Here is a 15,271-nt window from a genome sequence, read left to right on the forward strand (position 1 = left end):
CAAGCGAGCCGCCGCAGATCCCTGTTAAAAACGCGCACGTCGAATGATCGGTAAAAGGATTCAGGTAATGGAAATAACACGTTGATCATCCGCTTGCTGCGCCTTTGGGTTATCGGCTGTGCGGGATGGCTCTTGATGGTCCTGTTTTTCATGGGTGCTCCGTTGTCGGTCATGGCAGACAACGCCGCGCCGAGCCTGGATGCGTTGACCGTCGCTCAACGCGACTGGCTGAGCCAGCGCGGGCAGTTACGCGTCGGCATCGTGTTGCAGGCGCCTTACGCGCAATTCGACCGACGTGCGCAGCAATTGTCCGGGGCCAATGTCGATGTGGTGAACTTGCTGGCGAAGACCTTGCAGACCGAGCTGCTGTGGCGCAACTACCCCGATCAACCGGCGCTTGAGGAAGCGCTGGTCAAAGGCGAGATCGATTTTGCGCCGGGGCTGACCCAAACCCCTGCGGGCTTGCGCCTGTGGCTGTTTTCCGATCCCTACATGCGCGTTCCAGCACTGGTCGTTGGCGAGCGCGACGGCTCTGGCGCGGTGGACCTTGAGAAGCTTGATTCGCGTGTGCGCGTCGCGGTGCGCATGCCGAGCCTGACCGCGGATTATTTGCGGGCCAATTACACTCACCTCAACTTGCAGGGCGTGCCACTTGAGCGGCAGGCGTTGCAGCTATTGCTCAGTCAACAGGCCCGTTATGCGGTGATCGACGAAGCTCAGCTCAGTCGGCTGTCGCGTGAAGGTGAGTTCGCCGGATTGGCTGTGGTAGGTGATGTGGGTTTTCCGCAGTTGTTACGCATCGCATCCCGACGTGATTTACCGCAGCTGGCCGAAATCATCACGCGTGCGTTGGGTGCGATTGCGCCCAAAGACCTGGAGCAGGTTCACGCGCAGTGGCTGCAACCCAAATACCCACAGCTCAGTGAATCCTCCGGTCTCTGGAAAAACCTGACACTGCTGCTCTTGCTGGTTTCGGTGGCTTGCATTGCCATCGTCGTTGGCCAGCGGCGCCAGCAACACACGCTGGAAACGGAATTGCTGGCCGCGCGCGACGACATCGCCCGGCGCCAGGCCGGGGAAGAAGCGTTACGGTTGGCGCAGTTTTCAATCGATCAAAGTACCGTCGGCATTCTCTGGGTCAATTGGGACAGCCATGTGCGTTACGCCAATCACGCCGTGGAAAGCATGCTCGGCTATGCACCCGGCGGTGTCGTGGACAGGCCCCTGATCGACTTCGAACCCAGCCTGAACATGGACCGCTGGCTCAACCTGTGGAAGCGAGCCCGGTCCAGTGAAGAGGCGCCGCAAACCTTCGAGAGCAACTGTATTCGTGCCGACGGCAGCACCTTGCCGGTAGATGTGTCCTTGAGTTTCCTGCGCTTTCGCGACGCCGAATATCTGGTGGTGTTTATCACCGATGTGACTGAGCGGCGCCGTTCGTTGGAGGCGCTGCAAGAGAGTGAGTCGCGCCTGCACAGCCTGGCCGAGCAACTGCGCGAGCTGTCTGCCCACCTTGAAACCGTGCGCGAAGAAGAAAAGGCACGAATTGCCAGGGAGGTTCATGACGAGCTCGGTCAGATGCTGACAGTGCTCAAGCTGGAAACGTCTATGTGCGAACTGGCCTACGCCGATCTCGATCCTGGACTGCGGGACCGGCTGAACAGTATGAAGCGACTGATCGCCCAGTTGTTCCAGTTGGTGCGCGATGTGGCGACCGCCTTGCGCCCGCCCATTCTGGATGCCGGGATTGCCTCGGCGATTGAATGGCAGGCGCGTCGTTTCGAGGCACGCACGCAAATTCCGTGTTTGGTCGAGGTGCCGGACAACCTGCCAACGTTGCCGGACGCAACGGCTGTCGGCCTGTTCCGCATCCTTCAGGAGGCGCTGACCAACGTCATGCGTCATGCCCAGGCGCACACCGTCGAACTGAATCTGACGCTGGAGGCGGGTGTGTTGTGCATGACCATCGCCGACGACGGCCGTGGGTTCGAGCAGGACCTCGACCGGCCGGTGTCCTTCGGCCTGGTCGGCATGCGTGAGCGAGTACTGATCATGGGCGGACGATTGCAACTGGACAGTACGCTGGATGAAGGCACAACCTTGCGCATCTATATTCCGATTCCGCTGGAACAGGTCGAGCAGGAGCAAGTGAAGTGATTCGTGTATTGGTCGCTGAAGACCACACCATCGTCCGAGAAGGCATCAAGCAGTTGATCGGCCTGGCCAAGGATCTGCTGGTGGTGGGCGAAGCCAGCAATGGTGAACAACTGCTGGAGACGTTGCGTCACGTCGAGTGCGAGGTGGTACTGCTGGACATCTCGATGCCCGGCGTAAACGGTCTGGAGGCAATCCCGCGGATTCGTGCACTGAACAATCCTCCCGCTATTTTGGTGCTGTCGATGCACGACGAAGCGCAGATGGCGGCGCGGGCGTTGAAAGTCGGCGCGGCAGGCTATGCCACCAAGGACAGTGATCCGGCGTTGCTGCTGACGGCGATCCGACGAGTGGCGGCTGGCGGGCGATACATCGATCCGGACCTGGCGGATCGCATGGTGTTCGAGGTCGGCCTCACCGACAATCGGCCGCTGCATTCGCTGTTGTCGGAGCGAGAGTTTTCAGTGTTCGAGCGTCTAGCGCAGGGCGCTAACGTCAATGACATCGCCCAGCAAGTGGCGTTGAGCAGCAAAACCATCAGTACTCACAAGGCGCGGTTGATGCAGAAGCTCAACATCACCTCCCTGGCGGAACTGGTGAAGTATGCGATGGAGCATAAGTTGCTGTGAGGTCTGAAAACGACAACAGATCTGTAGGAACTGCCTAAGGCTGCGATTCGCCGCCCCGCCTGATTGAAGGCTTTGCCGGCCTTCTCGCAACCTTCTGCTGTTCCTGCAGAAAATCGCCGTCTTCCGACATATCTATTCCCGCCATCCTTGTAGGGCAATCCCTACACAGAACCTTCCATGTGCCTTAGGCGAATCTCTCCTGCGCCCCGATTTGCTTGGTTTGCAAGCTAATCTAGGCTTGTTCCCACGGTTGATTAAGCAAAGGTGTGGGAAATGAGCAATGTCGATTCAAGCGCTGGGGCGAATGATGTTCTGGTCAGCTTTCGTGGTGTGCAGAAGAGCTACGACGGCGAATCACTGATCGTCAAAGACCTCAACCTGGACATTCGCAAAGGCGAATTTCTCACGCTTCTCGGGCCGTCCGGCTCCGGTAAAACCACCAGCCTGATGATGCTTGCAGGCTTCGAAACGCCAACTGCGGGTGACATTCTGCTGGCTGGGCGCTCGATCAATAACGTGCCGCCGCATAAACGCGACATCGGCATGGTGTTTCAGAACTACGCGTTGTTTCCACACATGACCGTCGCCGAGAACCTGGCGTTTCCGCTGTCGGTGCGTGGTATGAGCAAGACCGACGTCAGCGAGAAGGTCAAGCGTGCGCTGGACATGGTTCAGCTCGGCACCTTCGCTCATCGGTATCCCGCGCAATTGTCTGGTGGTCAGCAACAACGTGTGGCCCTGGCGCGTGCGCTGGTGTTTGAGCCGCAGTTGGTGCTGATGGACGAACCGTTGGGTGCCCTCGACAAGCAACTGCGTGAACACATGCAGATGGAGATCAAGCACCTGCACCAGCGCCTCGGCGTGACGGTGGTTTATGTGACGCACGATCAGGGCGAGGCGCTGACCATGTCTGACCGCGTGGCGGTGTTCCATCAGGGCGAAATCCAGCAGATCGCACCACCGCGCACGCTCTACGAAGAGCCAAAAAATACCTTCGTCGCTAACTTCATCGGCGAAAACAATCGCATTAACGGCACGCTGCTCAGCCAGAACGGCGACCGCTGCGTGGTCAGTCTGGCCCGTGGCGAGAAGGTCGAGGCGCTGGCGGTCAACGTCGGACAGACCGGTGACGCCGTGACCCTGTCGATTCGCCCCGAGCGCGTCAATCTCAATGGCCGTAGCGAAAGTTGCGAGAACCGATTCTCTGGGCGCGTCGTTGAGTTCATCTACTTGGGCGACCACGTACGTGTGCGCCTGGAAGTGGCAGGCAAGACCGATTTTTTCGTCAAGCAGCCGATCGCCGAGCTGGACCCGGCGCTGAGCGTTGGCGATGTGGTGCCCATCGGATGGCAGGTCGAACACGCTCGCGCGCTCGATCCTTTGCAGGACGCACACTGATTCACCCGCAGCAGCACGTAAAAAAAGAAGAAGCATCCAGAGGCGAAATCATCGCCCCTAAACGCTTAACCAACACCGCTCGTGGAGAGAACAACACATGTTGAAGACATTGAAACTCACCGCCATCACGCTGGGCATGATGTGTGCAGCGCAGGCGATGGCGGCTGACCTGACCGTCATTTCCTTCGGTGGCGCGAACAAGATCGCCCAGGACAAAGCGTTCTACGCACCATGGGAAAAAGGCGGCGGCGGTAAGATCATCGCGGGCGAATACAACGGTGAAATGGCCAAGGTCAAGGCCATGGTCGATACCAAAAGCGTGACCTGGGACCTGGTGGAAGTCGAATCGCCGGAGCTGTCGCGCGGTTGCGACGAAGACATGTTCGAAGAGCTCGATCCGGCCATTCTGGGCAAAAGCGAGAACTACGTGCCAGGTGCCATCCAGACCTGCGGCGTGGGCTTTTTCGTGTGGTCTACCGTGTTGGCTTACAACGCTGACAAGCTGAAATCGGCACCCACCGGCTGGGCGGATTTCTGGAACACCGAGAAATTCCCGGGCAAACGCGGCCTGCGCAAGGGCGCCAAGTACACGCTTGAATTCGCCCTGATGGCTGATGGCGTTGCGCCGAAAGACGTCTACAAAGTGCTGGCCACCAAAGAAGGCCAAGACCGCGCATTCAAGATGCTCGACAAGCTCAAGCCAAGCATTCAGTGGTGGGAAGCGGGCGCACAGCCGCCGCAATACCTGCAATCGGGTGATGTGGTCATGAGTTCGGCCTACAACGGCCGTATCGCTGCCGTGCAGAAAGAAAGCAACCTGAAAGTGGTGTGGACCGGCGGCGTCTATGACTTCGACGCATGGGCCATTCCAAAGGGCGCGAAAAACGCTGCTGAAGCGAAGAAATTCATCGCCTTCTCGCTGGCCCCTGAGCAACAAAAGACCTTCTCCGAGAACATCGCGTACGGCCCGGCCAACAAGGAAGCCGTCAAGCTGTTGAGCGCCGACACCCTGCAGAACATGCCGACCACCGAAGCCAACATCAAGGATCAGGTGCAGATCGACGTGAAATTCTGGGCTGACTTCGGTGAGTCGCTGGAACAGCGCTTCAACTCTTGGGCGGCCAAGTAAGCGCGTTGGTTTGAGTTAGATCCGGGTGCGTCTTCTGTTGTGCCGATGGCTGGCAGTGCAGAGGGCGCCCCCTTTGTTCAAAGATTTCGGAGTTCGCTATGGCCATCGCCGTGCCCCTGACTGAAGGCGCCAGCCCTACCTTGAAGCAACGCCTGGCCCATGCTGAGCGCGTCAACCGCTGGAAGGCTCAGGCGTTGATCGCGCCGTTGGCGATTTTCCTGCTGCTGGTGTTTTTGGTGCCCATTGCCGCGCTGCTCTATAAGAGCGTCAACAACCCGGAAGTGGTGGGTGGTATGCCGCTGACGGTGGTTGAAGTGGCGAAGTGGGATGGCAAGGGACTTCCATCGGAGTCGGTGTACAAGGCGTTAAGCCTGGACCTTGCCGAAACCCGCAAGAATCAGACCTTGGGCGACCTGTCCAAACGCCTGAACATGGAGCTGGCTGGCTACCGCAGTCTGTTGGCCAAGACCGCTCGTGCATTGCCGTTCAAGGACGAGCCTGCTTCTTATAAAGACGCGCTGGAAGCCCTTGATGAACGTTGGGGTGATCCCGCGTACTGGCAGGCGATCCGTCGCAACACGTCGAGCTACACCCCCTATTACCTGCTGGCCGCCGTCGATCATCGTATTGATGATCTTGGCGACGTAGCACCTGCAACGCCTGATCAGGCGATCTACGTCGACATCTTTGCCCGCACTTTCTGGATGGGCCTGGTGATCACGATGATCTGCCTGTTGCTGGCGTATCCGTTGGCTTACCTGCTGGCGAACATGCCAGCGCGTCAAAGCAACCTGCTGATGATTCTGGTGCTGTTGCCGTTCTGGACTTCGATTCTGGTGCGCGTTGCGGCCTGGATCGTGTTGCTGCAATCGAGCGGCTTGATCAATAGCGCGCTGATGGCCATGGGTATTATCGATAAACCGCTGGAGCTGGTGTTCAACCGGGTCGGCGTATACATCTCGATGGTCCACATCATGTTGCCGTTCATGATTTTGCCGATCTACAGCGTCATGAAGGGCATCTCGCCGACCTACATGCGTGCTGCGATTTCGTTGGGTTGCCATCCGTTCGCCAGCTTCTGGCGTGTGTACTTCCCGCAGACTTACGCCGGGATCGGCGCGGGTTGTCTGTTGGTGTTCATCCTGTCGATTGGCTACTACATCACGCCTGCGTTGCTCGGTAGCCCGAACGATCAAATGGTCAGCTACTTCGTGGCCTTCTACACCAACACCAGCATCAACTGGGGTATGGCGACCGCACTGGGCGGCTTGCTGTTGCTGGCGACCGTTGTGCTGTATCTGATTTATAGCTGGTTGGTCGGCGCCAGCCGCCTGCGTTTGAGCTGAGGAGCGTCATCATGTTGAGTCCTTACATCTCGCCCGTCGAGCGGGTCTGGTATTACGCGCTGCGCATTGGCTGTGGGCTGGTGTTGTTGTTCCTGGTGCTGCCGGTGCTGGTGATCATCCCACTGTCGTTTAACTCGGGCAGCTTTCTGGTCTATCCGCTGCAAGGGTTCTCGCTGCACTGGTACCAGGATTTCTTCGGTTCGGCAGAGTGGATGCGCGCCTTGAAGAACAGCTTGATCGTCGCGCCAGCTGCGACAGTGCTGGCGATGGGTTTCGGCACGCTGGCGGCGATTGGTCTGACTCGCAGCAATTTTCCGGGCAAGTCGCTGGTGATGGCGCTGGTGATTTCGCCGATGGTGGTGCCGGTGGTGATTGTCGGCGTATCCAGTTACCTGTTCTTTGCGCCGCTGGGATTGGGCAACAGCTACATTTCGCTGATTCTGGTGCATGCGGTGTTGGGCGTGCCATTCGTGATCATCACTGTGTCGGCGACGTTGCAGGGTTTCAATTACAACCTGGTACGTGCGGCGGCCAGTCTGGGGGCATCGCCGGTGACGGCGTTTCGTCGAGTGACGCTGCCGTTGATTGCGCCGGGGGTGATTTCCGGGGCGTTGTTCGCGTTCGCTACCTCGTTCGATGAGGTGGTGGTGACGCTGTTCCTCGCCGGTCCCGAGCAAGCGACCTTGCCACGGCAGATGTTCAGCGGCATCCGCGAAAACCTTAGCCCGACGATTGCCGCTGCGGCGACATTGTTGATCCTGTTCTCGGTAGTGCTGTTGTTGACACTGGAATGGCTGCGTGGACGCAGCGAGAAATTGCGCACAGCGGTGGAGTAATAAACACCGGTCGTCTGCACGAGCGCGGCTTGCCCCGCGTGCGGCTACCTGTCACACCGCGTGCGCAGGTTTACGACGGGTTCCCCGCCGGTCGCGGGATGAGCGCACTGTAGGAGTGAACTTGTTCGCGAGGCGGCGTCCCAGGCATACCGCGTTGGTCGCCTCGCCAACAAGTTGGCTCCTACAGTTTGAACTGCGCCCTCAGCCACCTGCTCATCCGACGGCGGGGGATCGCTTACCGGTTATGCAGCATTTGTGCGGTCACCGTTTAAACTCCACTCCTTTGCAGCCCCACGCACGGAGCCCCCGGTGAACGTCCATGACGCCAGTTTCGAAGATCTGCTCAACGCCCTGCACGACGGGGTGTACATCACCGATGGCAATGGCAAGACGCTAAAGGTCAACCATGCATATGAGCGGTTGACGGGGCTGAGTGGTGCGCAACTGATTGGCAGACCCATGCAGGAGTTGGTCAAAGAAGGCGTCATTTCGCAGTCGGCTTCGCTGCGTGTGCTACAGGAAGGCCAACCTGTCTCGGTAATGCAGAGCCTGAGCCATGGTAAAAAACTGCTGGTCAGTGCAACCCCGATTCTCGATGACCAGCAGCGAATTTGTTACATCGTCAGCACCGTACGCGACATGACTCAATTGCTGCGCATGAAACACGAGCGCGACGAGCTTGCGCAGCTCAAGCAACTGCGTAACAGCACCGCCAAGCTTCACGCCGGTCAGCGCGACAATCTGCTGCATTCGCCATTGATGGCTGATCAGGAAGTCTCTGGACGCGTCTTCGCCCTGGCACGACAAGTGGCCGTCAGCTCGGTAAAGGTCTTGCTGCAAGGCGAAACCGGCGTCGGTAAAACCCTGGTCGCGCAGTTCATCCATAACGCCAGCCCACGTGCCAAAGAGCCGTTTTTGGCGCTCAATTGCGGCGCCCTGCCTGAAAACCTGATTGAAGCGGAACTGTTCGGTTATGCCCCCGGTGCGTTCACTGGGGCGGGGCCGAAAGGCAAGCGTGGGCTGCTGGAGCTGGCGCACCAAGGCACGTTGTTTCTGGATGAAATCGGCGATCTGCCGCTGGCGGTGCAGGTCAAGCTGCTCAAGGTCATTGAGGAAAACCGCTTTATCCCGGTGGGCGGTCTGGAGCTTAAGGAAGTAGACGTGCGCATCATCAGCGCCACCCATCACGATCTCAAACAGCTGGTGGCAGAAGGGCGCTTCCGTGCTGACCTGTTCTACCGGCTCAACGTCGTGCCGATCAACATCCCGGCCTTGCGTGAGCGCAGCGAAGAAATCCCGCCGCTGCTGCATTACTACCTCGACAGCTTCAACGCCCGTTACGAGCGTCAGGTGCAATGGAGCATCGAAGCGCTCGACCTGATGTGCGAATACACCTGGCCCGGCAACATTCGCGAGCTGATCAACATTGTCGAGCGGCTGGTGGTGACCAATCAGACCGGCACCATCGAGGCGCTCGACATGCCAGAAGAAATCCTCAACCTCAACCCGTCAAACACCGATGACAGCCGCTTGCCGTTGCGCAAGGTGCTGGAGAATGCCGAGCGGGCGGCCATTCGTGCGGCGTTGCAGGTCCACAAAACCACCCGTCAGGCGGCCAAAGCCCTGGGCGTCAGCCAGGCGACGGTGGTGCAGAAGATGAAGCGCTGGGAACGATCTGATTAGGATTCCAATCGCAGCCCTGTCAATCGATCAGAAAACTGATCAAAAATCGCCTGTCATATATGAGCATTTCGCGCAAAGCCCCGCCAGACGGGGCTTTGCGCGTCTTGGCACAGGTTTGGCTATATCAATTGGCACGTCTTCCTTAAAAACAACGCATACAGGACGAGCCCGATGAGTGTTTCTGCCTTCAAAATCGCTAATAAATTGATTACCGGCCCTGCTGCCATTGAGCAACTGGCTGTTGAACTGACTCGCCTGAACATCAATAACCCGCTGATCGTGACCGACGCCATTCTGGTCAAGTCCGGGACTGTCGACCTTGCGCTTGCGCAACTGGGTGGCCGTCGTTATGGCATCTTCGATCAGGTCAAGCCGGAGCCGGAAATCTCCATCGTTGAAGACTGCACCCGCGCTTATCGCGAGGGTGGGCACGACGGTCTGATTGGCTTGGGTGGCGGCAGCGCCATCGACATCGCCAAAGGGGTGGCGGCATTCGCCAACCATGAAGGGCCGCTGGCTGAGCTGTTCGGCGTTGATCTGGTGAAGCGTAAAGGCCCCGCGCTGATTGCGATTCCGACCACCGCCGGTACGGGTTCGGAAGTGACCAATGTGGCGATTTTCTCCGATAAAGAAGCGCAACTGAAGAAAGGCATCGTCAGCGATTACTTGCTGCCAGACGTTGCGCTGGTCAGCCCGATCATGACCCTGACCTGCCCGCGTAGCGTGACCGCCGCCAGCGGTGTTGACGCACTGGTGCATGCCATCGAGTCGTACCTGTCAGTCAACGCCTCGCCGATCACCGATGCCATCGCATTGGGTGCCATCAAACTGATCGCCAAGGCGCTGCCCAAGGCCTACGCCAACCCGTCGAACCTGCAAGCGCGCGAAGACATGGCCACCGCCAGCCTCATGGCCGGCATGGCGTTTGGCAACGCCGGTGTGGGCGCCGTGCATGCGCTGGCGTATCCGCTGGGCGGGCGTTTCAACATCGCTCACGGCGTCAGCAATGCCTTGTTGCTGCCGTACGTGATGGCCTGGAACAAGATGGCCTGCGTCGAGCGCTTCCGGGATATTGCCGAAGCCATGGGGGTGCGCGTTGCGCACTTGAGTGACAAGGACGCCGCCGACCAGGCCGTCCAGGCGATGACCGACCTGTGCGTCGCCGTTGACATCCCGTCCGGCATACGCAGCTTCAACGTGCCGGAAGATGCGATCCCGGAAATGGCGATAGAAGCCAGCAAGATTGAGCGTCTGATGCGCAACAACCCGCGCAAGCTGACCGCTGCCGACATCGAGAAGATCTACCGCAGCGCTTACTGATTGTTTGATTAACACAATGCCGCTCGGCGAATGAAAGCCGAGCGTTTGCCATTACAAGACCAATAAAACAGGTGCGTTCAATGTCCAATCTCCCTCAAGCGGGGCGTGAAAGCCTCTACATTCCCCTTGGCCCGTTCAAGGTGCGTTTGCCATTCATTCATTACAAATTCGAGTTGCCGGACTACCTGCAAGGCCTGTTGATGTGCGCCGTGGACCTGGCCGCCATCCCGCTGATGACCGAGCTGCTCGGCATGCCGTTCGAAGTAGCGCTGGCGGTGGTGATGCTCAACGGTTTGCTCTATCTCACCCACCACTTGCTGGGCGACCCGACCGTGCCGGGTTGGATCACGCCAGCCGTTCCGCTGCTGATGGCCTATTGCGCGCAATTCCCCATTGGCCCGGAGCGTGTCCACGCCTTGATTGCCTTCCAACTGATGCTCGGCATATTTTCCATCGCGCTCGGTGCCACGGGGATGGCAAAGAAGGTGGTGGAATATGTGCCATCGGCGATCAAGTCGGGGATCATCGTCGGTGCCGGATTGAGCGCGGTAATCGCCGTGTTTCAGGTCGGCGGCAAATTCAACGTGCTGCCATGGACCATCTCTATCGCTGTGGGCATCGCGTTCTACCTGATCTTCTCCCAGCACTTCAATGAGCTGAAACAGCGCAACCGTTTCTGGTGGAATTTCGCCAAGCTCGGGATCTTGCCGATCATTTTGCTGGCGGTGGTGATTGCGCCGCTGTTCGGCGAAGCGCCATGGCCAACTATCCAGTGGGGCATCAGCAAGCCGGACTTCGCCGGGCTATGGAGCAATTACACGGTCTTCGGCCTAGGCATGCCGCCGCTGTCGATGTTCATCTCGGCGCTGCCGACCATGCTGGCGGTGTACATCATCGTCTTTGGCGACGTGTTGAGTGCGAAATCACTGCTGGATGAAGCGGAAAAAGTCCGGACCGATGAGATCGTCGATTACAACCCGGACCGCGCGCACCTGATCTTCGGTGCGCGTAACGCCTTCATGAGTATCTTCGGCCCGGACGTCGCCATGTGCGGGCCGAAATGGGCAGCAATGCTGGTTGTCGTCATCGAACGTTTCAAAGGCGGCCCGAAGGCGATGAAGTCGATCATCGGTGGCGTTGGCTCGTTTCGCTGGGGCACCAATACTGGCTTGCTGCTGTTGCCGGTGGTCACGCTGGTGCAACCGATCCTGGGCGTGGCGTTGTCGCTGACCTTGTTGATTCAGGGCTACGTGAGTGTGCGCCTGGGAATCCTCGAAGCCCGCAGTCAGCGAGACCTCGGTATTGCGGGCGTGATTGGTGCGGTGCTGGCGATCAAGGGCGCAAGCTGGGCCTTCGCGATTGGCGTGGTGCTGTGCTTGCTGATCTACGGCAAGAACTTCTTCAAGGGCGAGAACGACGGCACCTTCAGCAAGGATTTGAAAGCGGCGGATGCCAAGCCTGTGGTCAAGGCAAAGCGTATAGAGGAGGCGTTGGTTGATTGATCTGTAGGAGCCAACGTGTTGGCGAGACGTCTGACAGGGTGTGTCCGGTTTTACGTCTCGCGAATAAATTCGCTCCTACAGAGCGGCGTCGCACTGCATTCATCCGCCACCCAACCCGTATTCGAATCGCTTGGAGTACAATGCGCGCCATCGTGATTTAGCTCAAAAAAAGGTGCGTCATGCAGCCCTTCGTTATTGCTCCGTCGATTCTTTCCGCCGACTTTGCCCGCCTGGGGCAGGAAGTGGACAACGTTCTTGCCGCCGGTGCGGACTTTGTCCATTTCGATGTGATGGACAACCACTACGTGCCGAACCTGACCATTGGTCCGATGGTGTGTGCGGCATTGCGCAAGTACGGCATCACTGCTCCAATCGACGTGCATTTGATGGTCAGCCCGGTGGATAGGATCATTGGCGACTTCATCGAAGCGGGTGCTACTTACATCACCTTCCACCCGGAAGCGAGCCAACACATCGACCGTTCCCTGCAACTGATTCGTGAAGGCGGCTGCAAATCCGGCCTGGTATTCAACCCGGCCACACCCCTGAACCTGCTCGAATACGTCATGGACAAGGTCGACATGATCCTGCTCATGAGCGTTAACCCAGGTTTTGGCGGTCAGAAATTCATCCCCGGCACCCTCAACAAGCTGCGTGAAGCTCGCGCGCTGATCGATGCCTCCGGTCGCGACATCCGCCTTGAAATCGATGGTGGGGTCAACGTCAACAATATCCGCGACATCGCTGCCGCTGGCGCCGATACGTTTGTGGCAGGCTCAGCTATCTTCAATGCGCCCGACTACCGAGAGGTCATTGAAAAAATGCACGCAGAACTGGCGTTATCCCGCCCATGAGCGGTTTCGAGCAACTGTTCCCGGGTCAACTGCCCAAACTGATCATGTTCGATCTGGATGGCACATTGGTCGACTCGGTGCCTGATCTTGCGGCAGCTGTGGATAAAACCCTGCTTGAACTCGGTCGCCCGGCAGCCGGTATCGATGCTGTGCGCGACTGGGTTGGCAACGGCGTGCGGGTTTTGGTGCGTCGGGCGTTGGCCAATAATATTGATCACAGCGGTGTCGACGAGGCGTCCACTGAAGCTGCGCTGGCGATTTTCATGGAAGCCTATAGCGAGTGCCATTCACTGACCGTGGTCTATCCCGGCGTGCGTGAAACCCTGAAGTGGCTGCAGAAGAAGGGCGTCGAAATGGCCCTGATCACCAACAAGCCGGAGTGCTTTGTCGCGCCGCTGCTCGATGAGATGAAGCTGGGCCGGTTCTTTCGCTGGATTGTCGGTGGCGATACCTTGCCTCAGCAAAAGCCCGATCCGGCTGCGTTGTTTTTCGTGATGAAAATGGCCAACGCGTCGGGTTCGCAATCACTGTTCGTGGGCGACTCGCGCAACGACGTGCTGGCGGCCAAAGCTGCCGGTGTAGCGTGTGTCGCATTGAGCTATGGCTACAATCACGGACGACCGATTGCCGAGGAGTCCCCGGCACTGGTCATCGACGATTTGCGCAAACTGATTCCCGGCAGCTCTGCCGGTTGCTTAGAGCAGGGCGCTGAGATAACGTTGCCCCACGTTCAATCTCCCTCCTTTAGAGAATCCGTCGTGGTAGTCACTCGCAAACTCTGGATGAAAGTCATCAAGGCCCTGGCCCGCTGGCGTTGGCGCACCTGACTTGAATCTGGCCGGATGTCCGGCACGTTTGCACACCTGACCGTTTTACCCTCACACCACGAGGCTGCTCATGATCCGCGAAGAATTCCTGCGTTTAGCTGCTGAAGGCTACAACCGCATTCCGCTTGCCTACGAAACACTGGCCGACTTCGACACGCCGCTGTCGATCTACTTGAAGCTCGCCGACGAGCCGAATTCCTATCTTCTGGAGTCGGTACAGGGCGGTGAGAAATGGGGCCGTTATTCGATCATCGGCTTGCCATGCCGGACGGTGATGCGTGCCCATGAGCACAAAATCAGCGTGACCCATGATGGCGTTGAGATCGAAAGCTTTGAGTCCGAAGACCCGCTGGCGTTCGTCGAAGCGTTCAAAGCGCGCTACAACGTCCCGACGGTTCCTGGCCTGCCGCGTTTCAATGGTGGCTTGGTCGGCTACTTCGGTTACGACTGTGTGCGTTACGTGGAAAAACGCCTTGGTGCTTGCCCGAACCCCGATCCGTTGGGTGTGCCGGACATTCTGCTGATGGTCTCCGACGCCGTGGTCGTATTCGATAATCTGGCGGGCAAGATGCACGCCATCGTGTTGGTCGATCCGGCCCAGGAGGGCGCGTACGAAAGCGGCCTCGCGCGTCTGGAAGAACTGATGGAAAAACTGCGTCAGCCGATCACTCCGCGTCGCGGTCTGGACTTGACTCGTCCGCAAGCGGCTGACCCGGTGTTCCGTTCGAGTTTCACCCAGGATGACTACGAAAAAGCCGTCGATACCATCAAGGAGTACATCCTGGCGGGCGACTGCATGCAGGTGGTGCCGTCGCAGCGCATGTCCATCGACTTCAAGGCCGCGCCGATCGATCTGTACCGCGCACTGCGTTGCTTCAACCCTACGCCATACATGTACTTCTTCAATTTCGGCGATTTCCATGTCGTTGGCAGTTCGCCGGAAGTGCTGGTGCGGGTTGAAGACAACCTGATTACCGTTCGCCCGATTGCCGGTACTCGTCCGCGGGGCGCGACTGAAGAGGCCGACCACGCGCTGGAAGTGGATTTACTGTCGGACGACAAAGAGATTGCCGAGCACTTGATGCTGATCGACCTGGGGCGCAATGACACGGGTCGGGTGTCGGAGATCGGCTCGGTGAAACTCACCGAGAAGATGGTTATCGAGCGTTATTCCAACGTGATGCACATTGTGTCCAACGTCACAGGCCAACTGAAAAGTGGGCTGACGGCGATGGACGCGCTGCGAGCGATTCTGCCAGCCGGTACTTTATCGGGTGCGCCGAAGATCCGTGCAATGGAAATCATCGATGAGCTGGAGCCGGTCAAGCGCGGTGTCTACGGCGGCGCGGTGGGCTATCTGGCGTGGAACGGCAACATGGACACCGCGATTGCAATTCGTACCGCCGTGATCAAGAACGGCGAACTGCACGTTCAGGCCGGTGGCGGCATCGTCGCTGACTCGGTGCCCGCGCTGGAATGGGAAGAAACCCTGAACAAACGCCGGGCGATGTTTCGTGCGGTGGCATTGGCGCAGCAGACGCCGGAAGGGTGAGACAAGCTGCTCCCACAGATTGCATCGGTCTGTTGGAGGTT

Annotated in this window: 12 protein-coding genes; all 12 read left to right on the forward strand. The window is 58.6% G+C overall.

The annotated features are described in order from the left end of the window. The first annotated feature begins 150 nt into the window (after nucleotides 1-150). The 12 genes from VGC62_RS21850 (at nucleotide 151) to trpE (ending at nucleotide 15,230) form a co-directional block, all read left to right on the forward strand. The gene (locus tag VGC62_RS21850) at nucleotides 151-2,157 is read left to right on the forward strand and encodes a PAS domain-containing sensor histidine kinase (protein ID WP_414705833.1); all 2,007 of its coding nucleotides are present in this window, start codon (nucleotides 151-153) and stop codon (nucleotides 2,155-2,157) included. Then, nucleotides 2,154-2,783 (forward strand): response regulator transcription factor, encoded by a 630-nt coding sequence (locus tag VGC62_RS21855; protein ID WP_331189162.1) that lies wholly within the window; start codon nucleotides 2,154-2,156, stop codon nucleotides 2,781-2,783. The genes VGC62_RS21850 and VGC62_RS21855 overlap by 4 nt, the downstream gene beginning before the upstream one ends. 273 nt (nucleotides 2,784-3,056) lie before the next feature. Next, nucleotides 3,057-4,181 (forward strand): ABC transporter ATP-binding protein, encoded by a 1,125-nt coding sequence (locus VGC62_RS21860; protein WP_331189163.1) that lies wholly within the window; start codon nucleotides 3,057-3,059, stop codon nucleotides 4,179-4,181. A 97-nt stretch (nucleotides 4,182-4,278) separates the two neighbouring features. After that, entirely contained in the window at nucleotides 4,279-5,310 is a 1,032-nt protein-coding gene (locus tag VGC62_RS21865) for a polyamine ABC transporter substrate-binding protein (RefSeq protein WP_331189164.1), read from the forward strand. A gap of 98 nt (nucleotides 5,311-5,408) precedes the next feature. Further along, nucleotides 5,409-6,656 carry an ABC transporter permease gene (locus tag VGC62_RS21870; RefSeq protein ID WP_331189165.1) on the forward strand — a complete coding sequence of 416 codons (1,248 nt, stop codon included), beginning with the start codon at nucleotides 5,409-5,411 and terminating at the stop codon, nucleotides 6,654-6,656. A gap of 11 nt (nucleotides 6,657-6,667) precedes the next feature. Then, a complete protein-coding gene (locus tag VGC62_RS21875) occupies nucleotides 6,668-7,492 on the forward strand; it encodes an ABC transporter permease (protein ID WP_331189166.1) in 825 nt (274 codons plus the stop codon). Nucleotides 7,493-7,801: 309 nt separating this feature from the next. Beyond that, complete coding sequence (locus VGC62_RS21880; protein ID WP_331189167.1) at nucleotides 7,802-9,175, forward strand: sigma-54 interaction domain-containing protein; 1,374 nt, start codon at nucleotides 7,802-7,804, stop codon at nucleotides 9,173-9,175. Nucleotides 9,176-9,346: 171 nt separating this feature from the next. Continuing rightward, entirely contained in the window at nucleotides 9,347-10,495 is a 1,149-nt protein-coding gene (locus VGC62_RS21885; RefSeq protein ID WP_331189168.1) for an iron-containing alcohol dehydrogenase, read from the forward strand. 80 nt (nucleotides 10,496-10,575) lie between these two features. Further along, on the forward strand, nucleotides 10,576-11,997 hold the full coding sequence (locus tag VGC62_RS21890; protein ID WP_331189169.1) for a hypothetical protein: 1,422 nt from the start codon (nucleotides 10,576-10,578) through the stop codon (nucleotides 11,995-11,997). 179 nt (nucleotides 11,998-12,176) lie between these two features. Further along, nucleotides 12,177-12,851: a ribulose-phosphate 3-epimerase gene (rpe, locus tag VGC62_RS21895; RefSeq protein ID WP_331189170.1), complete on the forward strand. Its 675-nt coding sequence runs from the start codon at nucleotides 12,177-12,179 to the stop codon at nucleotides 12,849-12,851. Then, complete coding sequence (locus VGC62_RS21900; RefSeq protein WP_331189171.1) at nucleotides 12,848-13,678, forward strand: phosphoglycolate phosphatase; 831 nt, start codon at nucleotides 12,848-12,850, stop codon at nucleotides 13,676-13,678. Before rpe ends, VGC62_RS21900 begins: the two co-directional genes overlap by 4 nt. A gap of 70 nt (nucleotides 13,679-13,748) precedes the next feature. Then, a complete protein-coding gene (trpE, locus tag VGC62_RS21905) occupies nucleotides 13,749-15,230 on the forward strand; it encodes an anthranilate synthase component I (RefSeq protein WP_331189172.1) in 1,482 nt (493 codons plus the stop codon). Nucleotides 15,231-15,271: the final 41 nt, after the last annotated feature.

It is taken from the genome of Pseudomonas sp., from assembly GCF_036404235.1.
In the GTDB taxonomy this organism is placed as follows: Bacteria; Pseudomonadota; Gammaproteobacteria; order Pseudomonadales; family Pseudomonadaceae; genus Aquipseudomonas.

What these genes read in the sequence shown, in the direction of transcription:
- VGC62_RS21850 (WP_414705833.1), top strand. Translation starts at nt 151, where the DNA reads ATGGGTGCTCCGTTGTCGGTCATGGCAGACAACGCCGCGCCGAGCCTG.
- VGC62_RS21860 (WP_331189163.1), top strand. Translation starts at nt 3,057, where the DNA reads ATGAGCAATGTCGATTCAAGCGCTGGGGCGAATGATGTTCTGGTCAGC.
- VGC62_RS21865 (WP_331189164.1), top strand. Translation starts at nt 4,279, where the DNA reads ATGTTGAAGACATTGAAACTCACCGCCATCACGCTGGGCATGATGTGT.
- VGC62_RS21870 (WP_331189165.1), top strand. Translation starts at nt 5,409, where the DNA reads ATGGCCATCGCCGTGCCCCTGACTGAAGGCGCCAGCCCTACCTTGAAG.
- VGC62_RS21875 (WP_331189166.1), top strand. Translation starts at nt 6,668, where the DNA reads ATGTTGAGTCCTTACATCTCGCCCGTCGAGCGGGTCTGGTATTACGCG.
- VGC62_RS21885 (WP_331189168.1), top strand. Translation starts at nt 9,347, where the DNA reads ATGAGTGTTTCTGCCTTCAAAATCGCTAATAAATTGATTACCGGCCCT.
- VGC62_RS21890 (WP_331189169.1), top strand. Translation starts at nt 10,576, where the DNA reads ATGTCCAATCTCCCTCAAGCGGGGCGTGAAAGCCTCTACATTCCCCTT.
- rpe (WP_331189170.1), top strand. Translation starts at nt 12,177, where the DNA reads ATGCAGCCCTTCGTTATTGCTCCGTCGATTCTTTCCGCCGACTTTGCC.
- VGC62_RS21900 (WP_331189171.1), top strand. Translation starts at nt 12,848, where the DNA reads ATGAGCGGTTTCGAGCAACTGTTCCCGGGTCAACTGCCCAAACTGATC.
- trpE (WP_331189172.1), top strand. Translation starts at nt 13,749, where the DNA reads ATGATCCGCGAAGAATTCCTGCGTTTAGCTGCTGAAGGCTACAACCGC.